At 56.1% G+C, this 19,267-nt stretch carries 15 protein-coding genes and 2 tRNA genes; 8 read left to right on the plus strand and 9 right to left on the minus strand.

The window, feature by feature from the left end; all coding sequences use genetic code 11:
• Nucleotides 1–78: 78 nt before the first annotated feature.
• The 5 genes from SMC3_RS02760 (at nucleotide 79) to SMC3_RS02780 (ending at nucleotide 5,379) form a co-directional block, all read left to right on the plus strand.
• Nucleotides 79–155, plus strand: a tRNA-Arg gene (locus tag SMC3_RS02760).
• 260 nt (nucleotides 156–415) lie between these two features.
• On the plus strand, nucleotides 416–2,971 hold the full coding sequence (locus tag SMC3_RS02765; RefSeq protein WP_126850778.1) for a DNA topoisomerase 3: 2,556 nt from the start codon (nucleotides 416–418) through the stop codon (nucleotides 2,969–2,971).
• On the plus strand, nucleotides 2,968–3,462 hold the full coding sequence (locus tag SMC3_RS02770; protein ID WP_119087240.1) for a hypothetical protein: 495 nt from the start codon (nucleotides 2,968–2,970) through the stop codon (nucleotides 3,460–3,462). Before SMC3_RS02765 ends, SMC3_RS02770 begins: the two co-directional genes overlap by 4 nt.
• Nucleotides 3,463–3,465: 3 nt before the next feature.
• Nucleotides 3,466–4,017, plus strand: a complete 552-nt coding sequence (locus SMC3_RS02775; protein ID WP_119087241.1) for an HD domain-containing protein — start codon at nucleotides 3,466–3,468, stop codon at nucleotides 4,015–4,017.
• Nucleotides 4,018–4,170: 153 nt separating this feature from the next.
• Nucleotides 4,171–5,379 carry a PLP-dependent aminotransferase family protein gene (locus SMC3_RS02780; RefSeq protein WP_119087242.1) on the plus strand — a complete coding sequence of 403 codons (1,209 nt, stop codon included), beginning with the start codon at nucleotides 4,171–4,173 and terminating at the stop codon, nucleotides 5,377–5,379.
• 88 nt (nucleotides 5,380–5,467) lie between these two features.
• On the opposite strand, the gene SMC3_RS02785 is transcribed toward SMC3_RS02780, so the two are convergent.
• The 9 genes from SMC3_RS02785 to lgt all read right to left on the minus strand — a co-directional run bounded on the left by SMC3_RS02785 (nucleotide 5,468) and on the right by lgt (nucleotide 15,613).
• Complete coding sequence (locus SMC3_RS02785) at nucleotides 5,468–6,241, minus strand: RecB family exonuclease (RefSeq protein WP_119087243.1); 774 nt, start codon at nucleotides 6,239–6,241, stop codon at nucleotides 5,468–5,470.
• A complete protein-coding gene (gene coaE / locus SMC3_RS02790) occupies nucleotides 6,214–6,813 on the minus strand; it encodes a dephospho-CoA kinase (RefSeq protein ID WP_119087244.1) in 600 nt (199 codons plus the stop codon). Before coaE ends, SMC3_RS02785 begins: the two co-directional genes overlap by 28 nt.
• On the minus strand, nucleotides 6,810–9,395 hold the full coding sequence (polA, locus tag SMC3_RS02795; protein WP_119089794.1) for a DNA polymerase I: 2,586 nt from the start codon (nucleotides 9,393–9,395) through the stop codon (nucleotides 6,810–6,812). The genes coaE and polA overlap by 4 nt, the downstream gene beginning before the upstream one ends.
• Nucleotides 9,396–9,407: 12 nt before the next feature.
• On the minus strand, nucleotides 9,408–11,558 hold the full coding sequence (locus SMC3_RS02800; protein ID WP_119087247.1) for a ComEC/Rec2 family competence protein: 2,151 nt from the start codon (nucleotides 11,556–11,558) through the stop codon (nucleotides 9,408–9,410).
• Between the two features lie 5 nt (nucleotides 11,559–11,563).
• Nucleotides 11,564–12,163 carry a helix-hairpin-helix domain-containing protein gene (locus tag SMC3_RS09690; RefSeq protein ID WP_119087248.1) on the minus strand — a complete coding sequence of 200 codons (600 nt, stop codon included), beginning with the start codon at nucleotides 12,161–12,163 and terminating at the stop codon, nucleotides 11,564–11,566.
• Nucleotides 12,164–12,235: 72 nt separating this feature from the next.
• The gene (locus SMC3_RS02810; RefSeq protein ID WP_165846526.1) at nucleotides 12,236–12,793 is read right to left on the minus strand and encodes a L,D-transpeptidase; all 558 of its coding nucleotides are present in this window, start codon (nucleotides 12,791–12,793) and stop codon (nucleotides 12,236–12,238) included.
• Between the two features lie 139 nt (nucleotides 12,794–12,932).
• Nucleotides 12,933–13,018, minus strand: a tRNA-Leu gene (locus tag SMC3_RS02815).
• Between the two features lie 15 nt (nucleotides 13,019–13,033).
• Nucleotides 13,034–14,722 (minus strand): ribonuclease J, encoded by a 1,689-nt coding sequence (locus SMC3_RS02820; protein WP_119089795.1) that lies wholly within the window; start codon nucleotides 14,720–14,722, stop codon nucleotides 13,034–13,036.
• A 57-nt stretch (nucleotides 14,723–14,779) separates the two neighbouring features.
• Nucleotides 14,780–15,613, minus strand: a complete 834-nt coding sequence (lgt, locus tag SMC3_RS02825; RefSeq protein WP_165846527.1) for a prolipoprotein diacylglyceryl transferase — start codon at nucleotides 15,611–15,613, stop codon at nucleotides 14,780–14,782.
• 316 nt (nucleotides 15,614–15,929) lie between these two features.
• On the opposite strand from lgt, the gene SMC3_RS02830 reads away from it, so the two are divergent.
• The 3 genes from SMC3_RS02830 to SMC3_RS02840 all read left to right on the plus strand — a co-directional run bounded on the left by SMC3_RS02830 (nucleotide 15,930) and on the right by SMC3_RS02840 (nucleotide 19,267).
• Nucleotides 15,930–17,141 carry a replication-associated recombination protein A gene (locus SMC3_RS02830; protein ID WP_119087253.1) on the plus strand — a complete coding sequence of 404 codons (1,212 nt, stop codon included), beginning with the start codon at nucleotides 15,930–15,932 and terminating at the stop codon, nucleotides 17,139–17,141.
• Nucleotides 17,142–17,158: 17 nt separating this feature from the next.
• The gene (locus SMC3_RS02835) at nucleotides 17,159–18,340 is read left to right on the plus strand and encodes a hypothetical protein (RefSeq protein WP_119087254.1); all 1,182 of its coding nucleotides are present in this window, start codon (nucleotides 17,159–17,161) and stop codon (nucleotides 18,338–18,340) included.
• A 75-nt stretch (nucleotides 18,341–18,415) separates the two neighbouring features.
• Nucleotides 18,416–19,267: a bifunctional 5,10-methylenetetrahydrofolate dehydrogenase/5,10-methenyltetrahydrofolate cyclohydrolase gene (locus SMC3_RS02840; RefSeq protein WP_119087255.1), complete on the plus strand. Its 852-nt coding sequence runs from the start codon at nucleotides 18,416–18,418 to the stop codon at nucleotides 19,265–19,267.

Below are 19,267 nucleotides of genomic sequence, written 5' to 3' on the forward strand. Positions count from 1 at the left end.
GAGACCTGTTTTGTGAGGCGCTGAGCCAAAGGCCGACCTTGTACAGGGCCGGCCTTTCTGTTATACTTGCCGACGTGCGCGCCCGTGGCCCAACTGGATAAGGCGATGGCCTCCGGAGCCGTAGATTACAGGTTCAAGTCCTGTCGGGCGCACCAGTCTTAATTTGTCTTCAACCCCTCACGGCTGTTTCATGCCGTTCACCTGCTCTCACGAAGTTCTGTCGTTGACAGCGAGCCTCCTGCTTCTGGAATTGCTTATTCGGGATCATCTAAGGCGAGAAGAGCCACGGGCAGGCAACGCCGGTCCCAGGTGGCTGTCGACTTGACTTTGTCGACTGAGAAGCCTCAGGCACTTGCCCGAGGTCTTTTGTGTGTATAATGAGGGCCGTTACTGTCGAGGCATCCAAGGAGTAGCCGTGAAGAAGCTTGTCATAGCAGAGAAGCCGAGTGTGGCCGAGCAACTTGCCGCGGTCATTGATCACTGCAAGAAGACCCGTGACTATTACGAAGGCGAACACTACATAGTTTCGTGGGCGGTGGGCCACCTTGTTGGATTGGCAGAGCCCGAAGACTATGATAAGAAGTACAAGCAATGGCTGCTTTCCTACCTGCCGATCATCCCTGAGGCGTTCAGGTTCTCCGTTCTCGAGGGTGCCGAGGAGCGCTTCAACGCACTCAAGAAGCTGATCGTCTCCAAGGAAGTGGACGAAGTCATCAATGCGTGCGATGCAGGTCGCGAGGGTGAGCTGATCTTCCGCAACATCTATGCACAGGCCGGGGGGAAGAAACCTTCGTCACGCTTGTGGCTATCCTCCTACACAGATGAAAGTATCCGTGATGGATTCAAGCGCATCCGTCCCGAATCTGGATATGATGACCTGGGCAGGGCGGCGCTGGCGCGTTCTGAGGCAGACTGGCTGGTTGGCATCAACGCCACCCGGGGACTGACGAGGCGCAATGGGTCGCTTGTCACGGTGGGGCGCGTGCAGACACCAGTTCTGGGACTCATCGCGAAGCGCGAGAAGGAAGTCCAGGCATTCATCCCCGTGCCCTATTTCGAGGTCGACGCCGAGTTCAAGGTCGTGCCGCATGGTGAACCGACTTATGCGGGGCTATGGCATCGGGGATCAGAGAGCAGACTCGCCGACCAAGCCGCCGCCGAAGCCATTGCAAAGAAGTGTTCAGGGCACAAAGGGGTGGTTGCGTCGGTTGCTCAGAAAGAGAACCGTATGCAGGTACCGTACCTGTATGATCTTGGACTGCTGCAGCGAGAAGCAAACGGCCTGAACGGTTTGAGCGCGAGCCGAACGCTCAGGGCAGCACAGTCTCTCTATGAAGAGAAACGCGCCATAACGTATCCGAGAACAGACAGCAAGTATCTGCCCAAGGCACTTCGCAAGGAAGTCGTCACGGTGCTCGGCGACCTGGGGACGGGGGAATATGCCTCGTACGTGCAACACGTGCAACACGAGGGGTGGAAGATGCGGCCCTTCGTCTTCAACGACGAGAAAGTCAGCGATCACTACGCCATCATTCCGACTGGCACGCGGCTGGACCGAAGCACGCTCTCTCATGACGAGAGTGTGGTCTATGACCTGGTTGTACGCCGATTCCTCGAACAGTTCTACCCTGAAGCCGTTCTGATGCTTACCCGTGTCGAGACTGTTGTCGAGGGTGAGACATTTGGCAGTGACGGCAGAATCGTAAAGACCTCGGGATGGCTGGAGGTCGCTCCACGTGAGGCCGACAGCAAGGATTTGCCGGACCTCAAGGAGAAGTTGAGCGTCCAGGCGTTCAGGGTTGAGAGCGAACATAAGCTGACCAAGGCTCCGCCGCGGTTTACGGACGCCTCCATTATCGCTGCCATGGAGACGGCGGGGAAATTCGTTGATGACGAGGAACTGGCTGAGGCAATGAAAGAACGTGGCCTGGGGACTCCTGCCACACGTGCAGAGATCATTGAGAAGCTTATCCGGACCGGCGTTGTCGAGCGGAAAGCTCGGAGCCTGGTCGCCACAAGGCGTGGTGTTGACCTGATTGATCTCCTTGAGGCGATCCAGTTGTCAGATCTTGTGGCTCCGGACCTTACCGGTGACTGGGAAATGAGTCTGCGCAAGATAGAGAAGGGGTCATTGGACAACGTGGAATTCCTGGACCGTATCGAGACGTTCACGCGTCAGATGATCGAGAAGATCAAGGGGTACGAAGCACCCACGCAGATCGGCATCGAGTCGGCGGAACCACTGGGTGTATGTCCCATCTGCGGCGGCAACGTGCTTGAGCACCCTTCATCGTATGTCTGCGAACACCATGGCCGCAAGAAGACGGACTGCAAGTTCAGCATTCCGAAGGTGATTCTCAGACGCCCCATCAGTCGTGAAGAGGCCTTGCAGCTTATGACCGAGAAGAGGACGGAGATGCTCGATGGATTCGTGAGCAGGCGCGGGTTCAAGTTCAGTGCGCGGCTTCTGCTCAAGCCCGACAACAAGCTGGAATGGGAGTTTGCCGAGGGGTCGGGCGGCAGTTCTGCGGCTACCGAACCCGTCGTCAATGAGGAGTCATTGGGTCGTTGTCCCGTGTGTCAGGGTTCAGTGGTAGAGACTGCGGAGCACTACCGGTGCGCTACAACCGACTGCCGTTTCCAGATGAAGAAAGTGTATGCTGGCAAGACTATTGACCGTGACATGGCCCGTAACCTGCTCGAGAAGGGCAAGACAGAGCTCATTGAGGACTTCGTGTCGAAGTACAACAGGCCTTTCTCGGCCTACCTGAAGCTTGGAGACAAGGGTAGAGTAGAGTTCGAGTTCCTGAACAAGGGACCACGGGCGAGGAGACGGCCAACCGGTCAAACAGCGAAGGCAGGAGCCTCCACAACGAAGACAACGAAGTCAATGGCTTCGACAACGAAGAAAGGGACCTCCACGAAGAAGGCAACCCCGAAGACATCTAAAGGCAAAGGTGGTGCATCATGATTCCATTCAGTGCGATTTTCAGTACCGACTTTTTCTTCAATCTTGGGTACGTGGTCCTGTCGATAGCGGGGCTGGTGCTGGCAATCTCCTACAGGCGCTCTCAGGAAGGGAAAGTGAGCCTGTTCCTCCTGCTTACGACCGCGCTGGTAGCCGCCTACTATACCATGCAGTGGCTATTGGGCAGCTTCATTTCCTTCTATGTCAGCAACTACGCAGCATCCCATCCCACCTTCCAGATGGCGGCATGGGTGAACGTGGCTCTCGTCATCCTGTTTACTACCGTGAACTACGCGTTCTTGCTGACGCTGGGACTGACCGCTTGGTTTGCAGTCGGGAAGAATCGTACAGAGAGACTTGCAATCACTCAGGGTCCCAAGGAGATGAGCTCTGAAGAGCTGACCTCCGAATCTGCCGTGGATGTCGAGCAGTCTGGGACGACCGACGACAGTGCAGCTCCAGTCGAACCGTCCGTCCCTGGGCCCGAAGCATAGTCCATGGACCGTGAGGACCTGTATCAGATCATCGTCGAGAGGACACCTTCGCGAAATCTGATCAACCACATGCTCGCCGTCGAGGCTATTATGCGTGGCCTTGCAGTGCACTTCCATGAGGACGTCGAGAAGTGGGGCTTGGCAGGCCTCGTCCATGACATCGATTATACCGAGACCAAGGACAAGCCAAACCTGCACAGTATTATCGGATCAGAGCAACTGCATCTGATGGGAGTGTCTGAGGACATCTGCTATGCGGTGCGCGTCCATAACGCGCTGCATGGCCTGACGCGTAAGAGCATGATGGACAAGGCATTGTACGCTGCGGACCCATTGTCTGGCCTCATTGTCGCGTGCGCTCTCATTCGACCGGAGAAGAAACTTGCGCTCCTTGATACTGACTTTGTCATGGTTCGCTTCAAGGAGAAGCGTTTTGCTGCTGGAGCAAACCGGGATCAGATGCTTGCCTGTCAGGAGATGGGACTCGATTTGTACAAGTTCGTTGCGATCGGCCTGAGTTCCATGAAGGAGATCGCTGCCGAAATCGGTCTCTAGATCAGACTCACCAGTCTAATTGACACTCGACGCCCGCCTCTACGGCGGGCTTTTCGTTGTACCTAATAGGGGTATACTTCATTGGTAAGTAGTCTCGTATGTTCTGTGCAATGGACACTTGCCGAAAAATCATCACAATGCGGAGGCATATCGATGTCGTTGAACGCAGAAGAGTTGTTCTCAGAACGGGCACTGGGTTTTAGGCCATCCGAGATTCGGGAGCTCCTCAAACTCGTCGACAGTCCGGAAATCATCTCATTGGCAGGAGGCATGCCGGATGGTCGTTTCTTTCCCATCGACCGAGTTATTGAGGCAAGCACGTTTGCGCTCAGGGAATACGGCAAGAAGGCACTCCAGTATGGATCTACCGAGGGTATCAAGAAGTTGCGTGTTCTGCTCATGGATCGCATGGAGAAAGAAGGCGTCAGCGGCATCGATCTGGACAATGTCATCATCTCCACCGCTTCACAGCAGGGTCTCAGCCTGGTGGCACAGGTTTTTGTAAACCCAGGCGACACCGTCATTGTAGAAGAGCCATCCTATCTCGGAGCAATCCAGGCCTGTGCAAGCATGCAGGCTGAGTTCTGCACGGTTCCGCTGGACAAGGACGGCATGCAGATGGATATTCTTGAGGACAGGCTCAAGGAACTGCAGAAGGCGCATATCCGCCCGAAGTTCGTCTACACGGTGCCCAACTTTCACAACCCTGCCGGTGTCACCATGACGCTGGAACGGCGCAAGAAGCTGATTGAGCTGGCTCACACGTATGATCTGCTCATTATCGAAGACGATCCATACGGGGAGATTCGTTTTGAGGGTGAGTCAATTCCCTCGCTGCTGGCGTTAGGCGGCAAGGATCGTATCGTAGCACTCCGCACGTTCTCGAAGATCAGTTTCCCTGGGCTTCGCCTGGGGTGGATCGTCGCCCGCGAAGACATCATGAACAAGATCATCGTTGGAAAGCAGGCGGCGGACCTTTGTTCTCCGGCCTTGACTCAATATATATCGTACGAGTTTGTCAGCCGTGGCTGGCTGGATGATTACGTCGCCGTCGTTCGGCGCGAGTATCCCAAGAAGAAGAATGCAATGATTGCCGCTCTTGAACAGTATTTCCCGGCCGGCAGCAGTTGGACTGACCCTCAGGGCGGTCTGTTTGTATGGGCAAAGGTACCGGAGGCCATCGACACTGCGGCGATGTTCCGCGAGGCGATCAGTGCCAAGGTTGCATATGTTGTGGGCATTGCCTTCTATCCTCATCGGAATGACAATTGCCATATGCGGTTGAACTTCTCGGCCGTGGATCCAGAGCACATCACCGAAGGGATCCATCGGCTGGGCGACTTGCTCAAGTCGAAGATGTAGCAACAAATCGAGACAGAAGTTTGTGAAACGACCCTTGCCATGCGTCATGTGGGCAGGGGTCGTTTGGTATCTGAGAGAGAGGTAAGAACTAGATACGGCGGAATACAGGGCAGACGTCTCGGTAGTCGCAAGAAAAGCACTTGCTGCCACGTTTTCCACGAAAATCACCCTGAAGAATCCGGTGGGCGGTTGTTGCCAGAACCTCTCGGGACTTGGCAATACAGTTTTCTGCGCCCTCATCCATCTCCGCCTTGAGGTTTTCGCGGAGATAGTAGGTCTGAAGGATGAACCGCTTGCCCTCAAACTCTTTCAGCTGACCCAGTGCCGAAGCATACAGCGCCACCTGGAACCGATGAGATGTCAGTGTTGACGCTTCTCTCGGTTTCGCGGACTTGTAGTCGACGATGCGTAGCACACGGTCGCTGATTTGGTCGATTCGGTCCACAATGCCTGTAAACGGGATGCCATCGATCTGCGTGTTGATGAGGTGCTCCACGTAGATCATCTCTGTCCATGTGGACTGGAATACCGGGAAGAATTCTGTAAGTACACGCAGGGCCTGACGCCGTTTCTTATCTTCATCACTGGGGTCGGTATACCCCTCTGTCAACCAGTTCTCGTCCAGAAGCTGGGAGAGAGAAGTGGGGAAGAGAGCTGCATCATCCCCGTACAGTTGCCCGTCTTCTCCCAGGTGGCATGAGAGCAGTCTCTCGAGAACTGCGTGGATACTCTTGCCATAGCTGAAATACCAGTGGGAAGGCTCCTGGATCTTCTGAATATACTTGAGCTCGAATTTTCTGGGGCACTCGTTGTACGTCGATACCCTCGAGTAACTCAGCGGTTCTGTAAGCGCGTTTTCCAAAGCATCTCCACCTGTTTTCGAGTCTGCTCGACGTCCATCGTGTTGTCGATGATGACGTCGGCGTACGCCAGTTTCTGAGCCAGAGGCATCTGTGCCTCAATACGGCTGATGGCTTCGTCGCGCGCAAGATGATCGCGCGTCATGAGGCGTTCCAGTTGTTCGTTCTTCGATGCTTTCACAACCCAGATCTCATCGACCAGGTTCTGCCAGCTGGCCTCGATCAGAATCGCCGCGTCCAGGACCACGACGGTTGATGTTCGGTGAAGGATTGTGATCTCATTGGCGACCAGTCTTGTCATAATGGGCACCATGATATCGTTGAGTTCCTTCAGGAGATCGGGATGTCCGAAGACAAGATTGCCGAGGAGATGGCGATTGAGTTGCTTTCCATCGAAGATACCATCGCCAAAGGAAGAACGCACTTGCTCAAGCGCCCCTTCAACGTTGTTGGCAAGGACATTCTTGCCCACTAAATCTGCGTCCAGCACTGCTGCTCCGTACTCCCGTAACATGCCGGAGATCATGCTCTTGCCAGAGGCAATGTTGCCGGTGAGTCCAACGTCGATACTCATTGGAGGTCCCGCAGGTTCGAGCCGCAAGAAAGGTGAGTCACGAGGGGGATCGAAAGGTGTATCGCTGATTCCATGGACCTCTGCATCATCCCGCGGACACGTTCGAGTTCGTCGGGTGGCGTGTCGACGACGATTTCGTCGTGTACCTGAAGGACCATGCGTGCCTTGAGAGGCTGAAGGTCCTTGCTCAGTGATATCATGGCCATCTTGATGACGTCGGCGGAGCTCCCTTGGACGACGGCGTTGAACCCTTGCCGAATGGCTTCCTGTCGCTCCATGTTGTTGCGACTGTTGATGTGCGGAACTCTCCGCAGGTGTCCAAGAATCGTCTTTACATAGCCATCGCGCTGGGCTGCCTCGACGACACGGTCACGGTAGTTCCGGATGCCGGGGAACCGCTCCATGTAGCGTTCGATATATTGTCGAGCCTCTTCGCCACCGATGCCGAGCTGTCGTGAGAGACCATATGGAGAGATGCCGTAGATGATACCGAAGTTGATAGTCTTGGCACGCTTTCGCATCTCGGGAGTCACGGCTGATTCTGGAACGTCAAAGACCTGCGAAGCCGTGTGCAGGTGAATGTCTTCGCCCTGGGCAAATGCATTGCACAGGTTCGCGTCCGCAGAAAGATGCGCAAGCATCCTCAGGTCGATCTGGGAGTAGTCTGCCGAGACAAGGACCCAGCCGTCGTGACTGGGTATGAATGCTTGTCTGATTTCGCGCCCGACCTCGGTTCTGGCTGGGATGTTCTGCAGGTTGGGGTCGATACAGCTGATACGTCCCGTCGACGTGCCGGTCTGGAGGAAGGTGGGATGAATCTTCCCGTCCGGCGCGACATATCGCACCAGCGAATCTGTATAGGTTCCCTTGATCTTGGTCAACTGACGGAGTTCCAGGATAAGCGGAATCGCCGGGTGTTCCTTCTGGATTGCTTCCAGGGATTCGACGTCGGTACTCAAGCCTGTCTTGGTTTTCTTGGTCGGAGCAAGTCCCAGCACGTCGAAGAGGAGTGTGCCCAGCTGTTTTGGAGACTGAAGGCTGTAGTCGTGTGTGCCGACGAGCTCGTACGCCTGGCGCTCCAGTTCAGCAATACGAATGCCGAGCTTCGCTCCGAAGGTTCGCAGGTAAGCGGTATCCGTGCGTATGCCTGCCATCTCCATGTCTGCGAGCACCGCTGCAAACGGAATCTCCATTTCGTTCAGGGTACTCATAAGATGCGATTCCTCGAGCGCCGCGTCGATGGGGTAGGAGACATGATAGACAAGGTCGGCCAATCCCTCGGCAGTCGAGGTGTCTCCAGCCAGTCCCCATGCGTCACCGATGCGGTCAAGACCCCAGGCTTTCTGGTCAGGATCCAGCAGGTACTGTGCAAGCATGATGTCACGAATAGGAGCAGGAGCGGCCAGGCCAAACGGTGCAAGGGTGTGACAGAGTCTCTTGTAGTCGTAGACATACGTCATGGACGCACTGTCTGAATGGAGGGCCTCGGGAAGAGAACCGAACATGGCGTCGATGTGTGTTGAGGAAGCGTTGTCCTTCGTTCGACGAGCCACCGTGAACCCCTGTCCTTCGATATCAGACACGACCGCCAGAGCGGTTCGGTCGTCATGGACGACATTCGTCGCCTGTGGAAGAACCGAAGTGGCCGTTGCTGGGCGAGCGCCGGAGTCGAAAAGATCGCCGCGATGGTCCGGTATCGGCGCCACTGCAAGCGATGGCATGCCGAGGACCTTCGATGCACGCCGGCTCAGCGTCGCAAAGGACAACATCTGGAACAGCTGGGCGCTCAGCTCAACATCGGGGGTGCTGCGGTCCAGATCAGCGATCCTGGTCGGTTCGTCCAGGTTCATCTGGATCGTGACCAGCGAGCGGTTGCGCATGACGAGATCCCGGTTCTCGGCCAGCAGGGTCCTGTAGCGTTCGGGGCCGCCATTCTCGAGCAATGCCTGTACTGAACCGAACTCCTGAACCAGTTTCAGGGCGGTCTTCTCGCCGATGCCGCGTACCCCGGGGATGTTGTCGGACGAATCCCCCTTGAGTGCTTTCACGTCGATCAGTTGGGGGGCTGTGAGGCCGAACTCCTCGAGAATTGCCGCAGGAGTATACTCTCTGATCTCCTTCACTCCCTTGACTGTAATGCGTACTGACGTGTTGCCATCTGTCAACTGGAGCAGATCGTTGTCCCCGGAATAGATGATGCAGGGGACCCCCGCCTGGCTGGCGACCTTGCTGTAGATACCGATGAAATCGTCTGCTTCGAACCCATCCTTTTCGCGCGTGACGATCCCCAGGGAACGGATGAGTTGTTTGAGGTTGACGAGCTGGCTGACGAGTTCGTCGGGCATGACCTCTCGATTGGCCTTGTACTCTTCGAACATCTCGTGGCGATAGGTCGCTGCCTTGCGGTCAAAGAAGACACCCATGTACTGTGGTTGAAGCTCCTCGATGATGGTCAGCAGCATCGTCGTGGTTCCCAGAATCGCTCCGGTGGGGACGCCGGTGGCGGTGCTGAGATGGGGCATGGCAAAAAAAGCCCGGTACAGAATCGAACTTCCATCGACAAGCACTACTCGGTTCGTCATATGCTCATTGTATCAACGTCTCGGGTCGGGCGCAACCCAGCAGCGTGAGGCACGGGTGAATATAGAGATGCAGCCGGTCTGATTGAGAGACAGGTTCGATGCCGAATCTGTCGTGAGAACCTGAACCGTCCCGGTAGAAGTATCATACGCAAATCCGGGAGAGTTGGGTGGAAGCAGCATCGTGGGGCTTGCCGCTCCGACAAGAGCGGCTGTGACGAGCGCCATTGATGGACCAGACTGACTGGCGTTTCCTGCCTGGATGGTCGCGCCACCCACCTCGACGGAGACCATCTTACCGGTATCGAGCGATGCAATAGTTTGTTGAAAGCGAGTATCGAGTCCAGGAATAGGGGTGCGGCAATATTGGGAGGGAAGGTACACGTGGCTCGGGGTGAGGAGTCCGAACAATGTATCAAGTTGGTCTGGGACATCTGCAGGGGTCCCAGCGACTACGACGACGTCCAGCGTGTTCACGCCGAGTGCTGCGAGCGCTTGGGCCGCCCGGTTGGCAGCTTTGCCGTCTGTATCGAACAGACAGAGCCACGTGCCAATGTCTCGGCTGCGGACAAGGATAACGCTGCCCTGTTCGACGACTGGGAAGGTCACACGCGTATCGAACGGGACAGCACCGAACACCCAGACGAGTAAGACCAGGATGGCCGCCACAGCCACGGGGACTCCCGCGTGGTGGCGCTGACTGAGTCTTGGCCGGTTGTCTGCAGACAGGATGACGACCCCGAACAGAATCCCGAGGGAAAGGAGCAGCAATGGTGAAGGTGCAGGGAAGTTGCGATGTGACCCGGGAAGACGAGCGAGCAATTCAAGACAGCCAAACAGGACACTTGAGGCGCCGTTGATGATTGGTGCCAGCAGTGCGCTGAGTGATGGGATCGTAAGGAGCAGCGCAGACCATGCCAGGAGGCCTATCAGCAGCAGGGAGACCGCGGGAATGGCCACAACGTTTGCCAGAAGAGCAACTGGGGCAAGGACATGAAATGCTGACACGGCAAGCGCTGCCGTGGGCAGAGACGCTCCAGTCGTCGAACAGAGGGATGAGAGGAGCCCTCGGGCAAAGCGGCCGCTGACTCGAACGAGATGGGACAGAGGCTCGCCGATGAAACAGAGACCGGCTACCGAAACCAACGAGAGCTGCAGTCCGATGTCGAAGACGGAGGCAGGATCAATTACCGTGAGAATGAGTGCGGCCCAGGAGAGCGATGCGAGTCTGCCAGTGTGTCCGCCGAACATGCGGGTCACCGTGAAAACGCACAGCATCACGAATGCTCGATCGGCACTCAGGGGGAAATCGATGAATGCCAGGTAGACGAAGGTGGCGACGAGTGGAGCTAGTGTCTTGCCGATACTTCTCTCAGAGAACATCAGACCAAGGAGCATCGACATCACGGCGAAAACCAGTGAGAGGTGAAGACCAGAAATGGCGAGCAGATGGCTGGTACCAGTGATCGAGAAGAGATGGCGGTCGACTGTTCCAAAGAGTCTGCGATGAAGAAGGAGCTCTTCGAGAAATCCGAATGCCTTATAGCTCAACAGCTGCCGCGCACGGAGTTCGATGAGGTCTCGTGCGTGTCCCGTCAATCGACCCCACCGTGCTGCAAGAGAGTGGCTGGGAAGGGCCTGGATGTCTTGTCCGAGAAACAGCGCCGGGGGTGGCGGACCGGGCCGTTCCTCTCCCGGATTGAGAGCGGGGTTGGTTGTGCCAATCTTCCCCGAGACACGTATCTGTTGACCAAATGTCGGACCAGCGCGGCGATCGGGCATCAATACCTGGACGGTCACCGGGCGGCTGAGGGGGATGCCGTTTGCCGTCATTGTTGACAGTTCAAACCCCATGCCTCCGGTACTTCGTGCAACAGAAGGCGTAAGAGCTGTGCCAGTGACAACTGACGTATCGAGACTGAGCTGCCCCGAGGCAGAAGATTGAATAACTCTCTTTGCCATGGCAAACGACGGCCAGAAGAGAGAGAGTGCGAGCACGACGCGGATAAGATTGAGCCGTGGATGTCGAGTTTGTACGACATAGACTACGCCCAGACTAGCCAGAACAGCAAAGGCGAGTATTGCCGTGACTCCTTTGGTTCCAGCCGACAGAGCCCCAGCTACGACCGTCAGGGCTACGAGCGTGACGAGTCGCAGTCTTATCACGACGGCTAAAGGGTGATGAGGGATTTCAGGTCTTCGTAGGTTTTGGTGCCGATGCCCTTGACGTTCTGAAGGTCTTCAAGTCGTTTGAACAAGCCGTGTTGCGCCCGGTAATCCAGAATGGCCTGCGCTTTCGCCGGCCCAATGCCAGGAAGCGTATCGAGATCGGCCAGTGTTCCGTGGTTGATACTGATTCGTGCATGGACGCTTGAAGAGGGCGATGTGGAAGACACTACGGTGCTGGCACCATCTGCTGACTTTACCGGGACCGTGACTTGTTCACCATCGTCCAGTTGAGCTGCCAGGTTGACCGCAATGAGATCTGCGTCGCTCGTAGCCCCTCCCGCAGCCGCCACTGCATCCCGGACAATGGAGCCTTCCGGCAGCGCGTATACGGCTGCATGGAGGACAGCACCAGTCACATACACATTGATGGAAACCGGAGCCGCAGGTACGATATCCGTCGTCGACGGATTATCGACAATCTGTGGGAGTGGTTTGGGTGCAGATTTGTAGAGACGCGAGCCGACAAACAACCCGGCGCCCATTCCCAAGGCGAGAACAGCCATGATCAGGACAATTATCTGATGCTTCGAGAGTTTCTCCATTAGAATGGAGACCCGCTACTTGTCGAGCGCACGGCCTCCCACCTCCTTCGTCGGCGTCGAAGATTTCAGCTCCTAGTGGGAGCCTCCCATGACTGCGAGAAGATCGTATAGCTCCAGGAAGTCGGTGACCATGCCCTCGGTCTGCTGAGGAACTGGAGTCTCAATGATACTGACCGGCGTTCCTGTCGGGATCATTGGGAAGGCTTTCGTCACGTCGGCATTCTGGTGGCGTACGCACCCATGCGATACGTCCTTGCCGATGCTAAATGGCTCGTCCGTTCCGTGCAACCCGTACGATGGGAGCGAAATGCCGATCCAGCGAACCCCCAGACCATTTGCCTTATCTTGAAGGTAAGGGGCGTATACCTTGCCTTCCCAGTGCCAGCTCGGGTTGGCTTGCTTCTCAGTCACCTTGTATGTGCCGACAGGAGTGGCACTGTCGCCAGTGGTTCCGGTCGCGTCCGGAAATACGAGAGTGCCAGATGCGGTTCTCAGGACCGTGATGTGGAATGATTTGTCGACGAGAACCTCAGTGGCCGTGGCGCCTCGGGCTGACGGTATGGCCACAACGACAAGAGCCACGGCAAGGGCTGCAATGCAAAAGAAACGTGAGCGACGGTAATCTTTCATAGTAACTCCCATTATAGACAGCACTGGCCTGATGGCAACGAGGCCGGAGCAGACGGATAATCACAAGGGCCCCTCTCGGGGCCCATAATGTCAAGACAGTGCTCCAACATCATAAGAATCAGTGTATCTTCTCGCCAAGTGGTGCGGGGAGAGGGAGTTGAACCCTCACGACCTTGCGATCACTAGGACCTGAACCTAGCGCGTCTGCCATTTCGCCACCCCCGCCTGAAGGGTTTGAGACTAGCGCTCCAGAATGACCGGGATGACGATAGGCCGCCGGCGCGTCTTGTCGTATATATATTTAGCCAGGAATTTGCGTAAGTCAAGCTGCAAATCAGGCGTGGTGCCTGCATCCTTGCTGCGATGGGTTACGAGGTAGGTCTTCATCTCGCGAGTCAGGTCGGTCAGGATCTGGTCGTCGTCGGTCACAACACCCTTCGTCACGAGTTCCGGACCGGCAAGGATCTTTCCTGTCATGCGGTCGATGCTCACGACTGAGACGAGAATGCCGTCCTTGGACAGGCGCGCGCGGTCGGTGAGGATAGGACTATCGGGCAACCCCAAGGCGAGACCGTCGATCAGCAGCCCTTCGGCGGGTATGCGCTTGAGGGCGGTCAGGTGTTCGCTGTCAACAGTGAAACACTGGCCGTTTTCGAGGATGAACACATGTGAGCCGGGAATGCCGACGCTCTCGGCGAGGCGCTTGTTCCAGAGAAGATGCCGATACTCCCCGTGAACAGGCACGAAGAACTTGGGACGCGTCAGTGAGAGCATCAGCTTGAGGTCACCTTGGGCGCCATGGCCGGACACGTGAACCTTGTCCTCGCGGCGGTAGAACACATTGGCGCCTCGGCGGAACAGGTTGTCGACCGTCCGAGCCACCATCTCCTCATTACCGGGGATAGGATCGGCAGACAAGACCACGGTGTCGCCTTTTGTGATCTTCACAAAGTCGTGTTCGCCACGAGCAAGACGTGACAGACCGCTCATGGGCTCGCCCTGAGTTCCGGTCGTGACAATAAGCAGCTTGTCCTTGGGGACGTTTCCCATCTCATCTTGCTGGATGAACACGTTTTCCGGCATCTCCATGATCTTGACCTTGCGGGCTACCTTGACGGAGCTGATGATGCTCCGACCGTCCACGAAGATCTTGCGACCCTGAGGAGCTACAGCATCCATGATTTGTTGAATCCGGTGGATGTTGCTGGAGAACGTACTGAAGATGATACGGCCTTTGGATTCGTGGACAATGGTGTCGAATGTCGACCGCAGGTCGCGTTCTGAACCCGCGAAGCCCGACTCCTCGGCGTTCGTCGAGTCAGACAGAAGCAGGAGTATCCCCTCGCGCCCAAGAGCGCTGAACTTCTGAAGGTCGATGGGCTTGTCGTCGACTGGAGTCTGATCGATCTTGTAGTCGCCCGTGTGAAGGATGATTCCCTCAGTCGTGCGGATAGCAACGGCCATGCTCTCGGGCACCGAATGGGTGACGCGAACGAACTCGACATCCATGTTGCCTATCCTGATGCGGTCGCCTGCCTGCACTGCCCTGGTTTCGTAGGGCTTCATCCGGCCAGGGATGACGTCATCGATGATTCCGAGGGCGAACTTGCTGGCATAGATGGGTGCGCGGACATGCTCCAGCGTGTAGCCGAGTGCTCCGATGTGATCCATATGCGAATGAGTGATAAGGATTCCGCGGATCTTGTCCTTGATCTGGTCGAGGTAGTCCATGTTGGGAATGACGTAGTCGATCCCCTGCATGTCGTATTCGGGGAACTTGAACCCCGCGTCAACAATTACTGCGTCGTCATTGACCTCATAGACGGTCATATTCTTGCCAATCTCCCCGAGACCTCCAAGGGGAGTAATGCGGATGATGTCGTGATGTCGTGATGTGTGTTCGGTGTGTTGCGATTGTGTCTTAGTCATAGCTATAGTGTACCCACTTTGTTAGCGTTGAAAAGCAATGCATTGTGGAGAGTCGTGTCAACCGTCAGACTCCTCGCTATTCTGCGTCGTCTCAGGGAGTGTCTCAGATTCTTCAGGGAACGTGGAACGGACCGGGCGGCGCCTGAGAATCACTGAGGCGATGATCCCCAATATGATGATCGTGATGTCCGTCCACTGGTTAGGGGTCAAGCCGAGCATGTGGACGGGAATGTAGCGGAAGAATTCTACGACGAAACTCGTGGCGCCATAGAGGTACAGATACCAGATGAAGACTTGGCCATCATAGTGTTTGTGTTTTCGGACGACCCAGAACAGAATGGCAAACACGAGAAAGCCGGAAGCGGAGTTGAACAGCTGAGCCGGCCAGACCTTCTGATTGAGAATATCGGACTCGGACACGGGGTTGGTGAAGATGACGCCTAGCCACGATGTCGTGGCTGTTCCGTTGCAGCAGCCATTGAGCCAGCAACCGATCTTGCCAATACCGAAGGACAGGGCAAGCAGGGGCGCCACGATGTCAGCCATCTGCCAGAATCTCATCCGGCGACGCCGAATCAGCCAGTTGGCAGAGACGACACCGCCAAGGATGCCTCCAAAATAGGAGAGGCCTCCTTCCCAGATCGCAAGAATGTGGAGGGGGTGAGCGAAATACCATAGGATAGTCGGAGACGTCATGATCCAGCCGATACGAGCCCCCAAAATGCCGCCGATAACTGCGACGATGGCCATGTCCAAGACGTCATCGGTGTTGAGGCCCTGGTGTCGTGACTCGATGTATATGACGGTGATACTTATGGCGATCGAGACAGCGATCATGATACCATACCAGCGGATAGTGAGGCCTCCAATGACAAAAGCTATGGGATGCATCGATTTCTCCTTTGTTGGTTTGTGAGCGTTCCGCATCAGGATTATAGTGCTAAATGCTGGATGTGCCAGTCCATTTTGTCTCGATTCCTGATGCTGCAATACGCTATTGGATGAGAAGGGAACAAAGGAGGAGATACTTACGCGCTCGCATTGGAGTTCGGGGTTTGGCAATTGTGAACGATAGCACAACCATCTTTGCGACATTGAAGCTCAGAGACGTCAACGTGTTCAATCGACGAATCTGTTACGGACGTATATGGTGCAGATTCAAACCTTCGCGTTGCGTTGACCGCTCTGCGGTGCTATAACCTCAATCATGGAAGATACGCAACGCATATTTCAGGGATTTGAACCGTCGAGTCTGGACGAGTTTGTGGGTCAGACTTCGGTTGCAGGGTCTGGCACGCCGCTTCGAAAGTTCATTGGTGACCACGTGCCGTTCAGCGCGATCATATGGGGACCTCCGGGGTGTGGGAAGACGACGTTTGCGCGGCTGCTGGCGGCACAGTTGAGCGAGGAGTTGGAGTACGTGTCCGCTGTCTCGGCGGGCGTGCCTGAGTTACGTCAGATTGTAGCTCGCCACGCGGGGCATCCTTTCCTCCTGGTCGTAGACGAAGTTCACCGATTCAACCGGGTTCAGCAGGACTTCCTTCTGCCCATGCTGGAAAACCGGCTGATGACATTTGTCGGCCTGACAACGGAGAGCCCCTACGCTGCATTGTCGCCTGCCTTGCGCTCGAGGATCTTCATGTTGCGATTTGCGCCCCTGACCACGCCCGAGATCGCCCATATTCTCGCTCAGGGATGTGAGAAAGCGGGGATTCAGGTGGGTGGGACCGTGTTGAATCGCATTGCGGCCTTCAGTTCCGGGGACGCGCGCGTCGCTATCAATGCTCTGGTATGGCTATACCAGTCAGGAAGCCTTGTAGAGGGAGTAGACCTGACCGAGCTTCTTAAGGAGGTTCCAGTAGCCAAGAACTTCGAGCAGGAGCACTATGACCTTGCCTCGGCATTCATCAAGTCGATGCGCGGATCTGATCCGGACGCTGCGCTGTACTACATGGCGCGCATGATTGACGCAGGAGACGACCCTCTCTTCGTGGCTCGGCGCATGATCATCTTCGCGGCAGAGGATATCGGCCTGGCGAATCCCTTTGCTGTTGTAATGGCGACAGCAGCGTACGATGCAGTGCATGCGGTGGGGTTGCCGGAAGCGATGCTCAACCTGACAGAAGCCGTCATTTATCTTGCGGGAAGCCGCAAGAACAATTCGGTACTGGGTGCCATGCGCCGTGCACGGGAACTTGCGCAACAGACGAAGAACGTTGATACGCCGATTCAGCTCAAGAACAGCCGCACCGGGCAAGCAATGTACAAGTATCCGCACAGTTTTCCTGGCAACTGGGTGGCTCAGGAGTACTTCCCTGATGAGGTGCATGACCGAGCCATCTATCTACCCACTGGAGCGGGGTACGAACATGTGATCATCGGGTATTTGAAATCGCTTCGTGCGAAAAAGCCGGAATAGGTACAGGGGAGTCCGACATGCAGAAAGGGTACTGGGAGGAAGGCAGCAAGCTCCAATTCGATGGAATCGTGACTGCAACCGTGGAGACGGAGCGCGGCCTTGTCGTCCGGTTCGAGAAAACATACTTTTATCCGGAGTGCGGTGGGCAACTCGCTGACGGAGGAACAGTCGGTGACATAACCATCCTTGACGCTCAACAGGATGAAGCCGGTCCATATGTTGTACTACCTCTGGGATCCTCTGCTGACGTCGGTCTGCATCTGCTCTGCGTTGTCGACGCCGAGAGACGGGGCCGTCACACGCAGCTGCATTCGGCTCAGCACATTCTAAGCAGGTTGCTGGATGACAGGGGCATTCGGACGCTGTCCTTTCACATGACCGAAGAGGAAGCCAGTATAGAGGTCGAGGCCACAGCGGTCAGCGGCAGTGTCCTGACAGAGATCGAAGACGCCGTAGAACGAGCCATCTGGCGGTGTCTACCGGTCGAGACGTTGTTCGTGGACGTGGCGGACATCGCTGCGTACGATGTGCGCAAGGTACCCGAACTTGCAGGTGGACCGCTCCGCCTTGTCCGGATTGGGGATCTGGACACCAATCCGTGTGGCGGGACCCACGTTGCGTCGACCGGCGAGATCGGTGCGTTTGCCATCATACGAAGTGACAAAGTGCGTGGCAATACTCGTCTCTACTTTGTTGCAGGGCGGACAGCGACGGCATATTACAGGCAAAACGACGCTGTGCTTCGGGAAATCGAACAGCAGCTGACATGTGGGCTTGGCGATATCTCGGCTTCGATTGCGAGGTTGCAGCAGCGCGACCATGACGCAGCCAGGCAGGTCAAGGGTCTGCTGGCGATGGCTGCGGATGAGCTTGCTCACCAGGCTCTGGACGAGATCGCCTCACATGGTGTTGCCGTGATGGTTCTCGATGGGGTCCCCACCGAGCTCGCCCGCATGGTGACAGCCAAGTTGACTTCGGCTTCGGGTCCACTATGCATTCTCGTCTACCCCGGCGGCGGCACTGATGGGCAGTTCGTCTGCTCGGTGCCGACCGGCGGTGAGGCACTGCTGGCAACTTTCAGTGCACGGATGAAGGAGACCTTCGGTGCCAAATCGGGCGGTGCAGGAAGAGTCATTCAGGGAAAGGTTGACACACGCATGACTCTGGATCAGCTGAAACCTCTTCTGGTGACAGAATGAGCGTTGCCGGCGGGCAAACGGCAGGTCATTGATTGCATTAGCGTTCCAACTACACTGCTCGAAAAGGAGATGAATATGGGATCAATCATGGAAGCATCATTGTTTACTCGTAAGATCGAGGCTGAAATCGTCAAGGAGGTCGAGCGCCTGAAGTCAGAGGGACACAACCCTTCGCTCAGCGTGATTGTTGTTGGGAACAGCCCGTCGACAATGGTCTACTTCAAAAATATGTCGCACAAGGGCGTGGAACTTGGGTTCTATGTTGAGCTCCGAAAGATCGATGAGTCAATCGGAGCTGCCGAGGTGCTTGATCTCATCCACAGGTTGAACGAATCGAAGGACGTCGACGGCATCCTGGTTGGGCTTCCCTTGCCAAAAGAATATGATGTGGATTCGATCTTGCACGGCATCAGTCCCGACAAGGACGTTGATGCTTTCCACCCCTTCAACATGGGGCAGTTAATGATTGGTAAGCCTCGTTTTGTCCCGGCCACCGCAAGATCGATCATTTCCCTCTTGGAGAACTATGGCGTTCGCATCCAGGGCAAGAGCGCAGTCGTCGTCGGTCGCAGCAACATTGTGGGAAAGCCAGTCGCCTCCCTGCTGCTGCAGCGTGACGCTACTGTCACGGTGTGTCACTCCAAGACCGTCGACCTTGCCAAGTACACGCGTGAAGCAGATATCCTGGTCGTCTCGATGGGGAGACCCAGGGCGATTACGGCTGACTATGTCAAGGAAGGCGCTGTCGTCATCGACGTAGGCATCAATGACGTCAATGGGAAAATTGTGGGTGATGTCGATTTCGAGGGCGTTCGCCCGAAGGCATCGCTGATAACACCGGTGCCTGGTGGAGTCGGTGTACTGACGACTCTTATGCTGTTTGACAATGTCCTGAAGGCGGCCCGGTTGAACAGCGACAAGCACTGA

Origin of the sequence: Candidatus Cryosericum hinesii, from assembly GCF_003570985.1 — a bacterium.
GTDB classification, from domain to species: Bacteria; Caldisericota; Caldisericia; order Cryosericales; family Cryosericaceae; genus Cryosericum; species Cryosericum hinesii.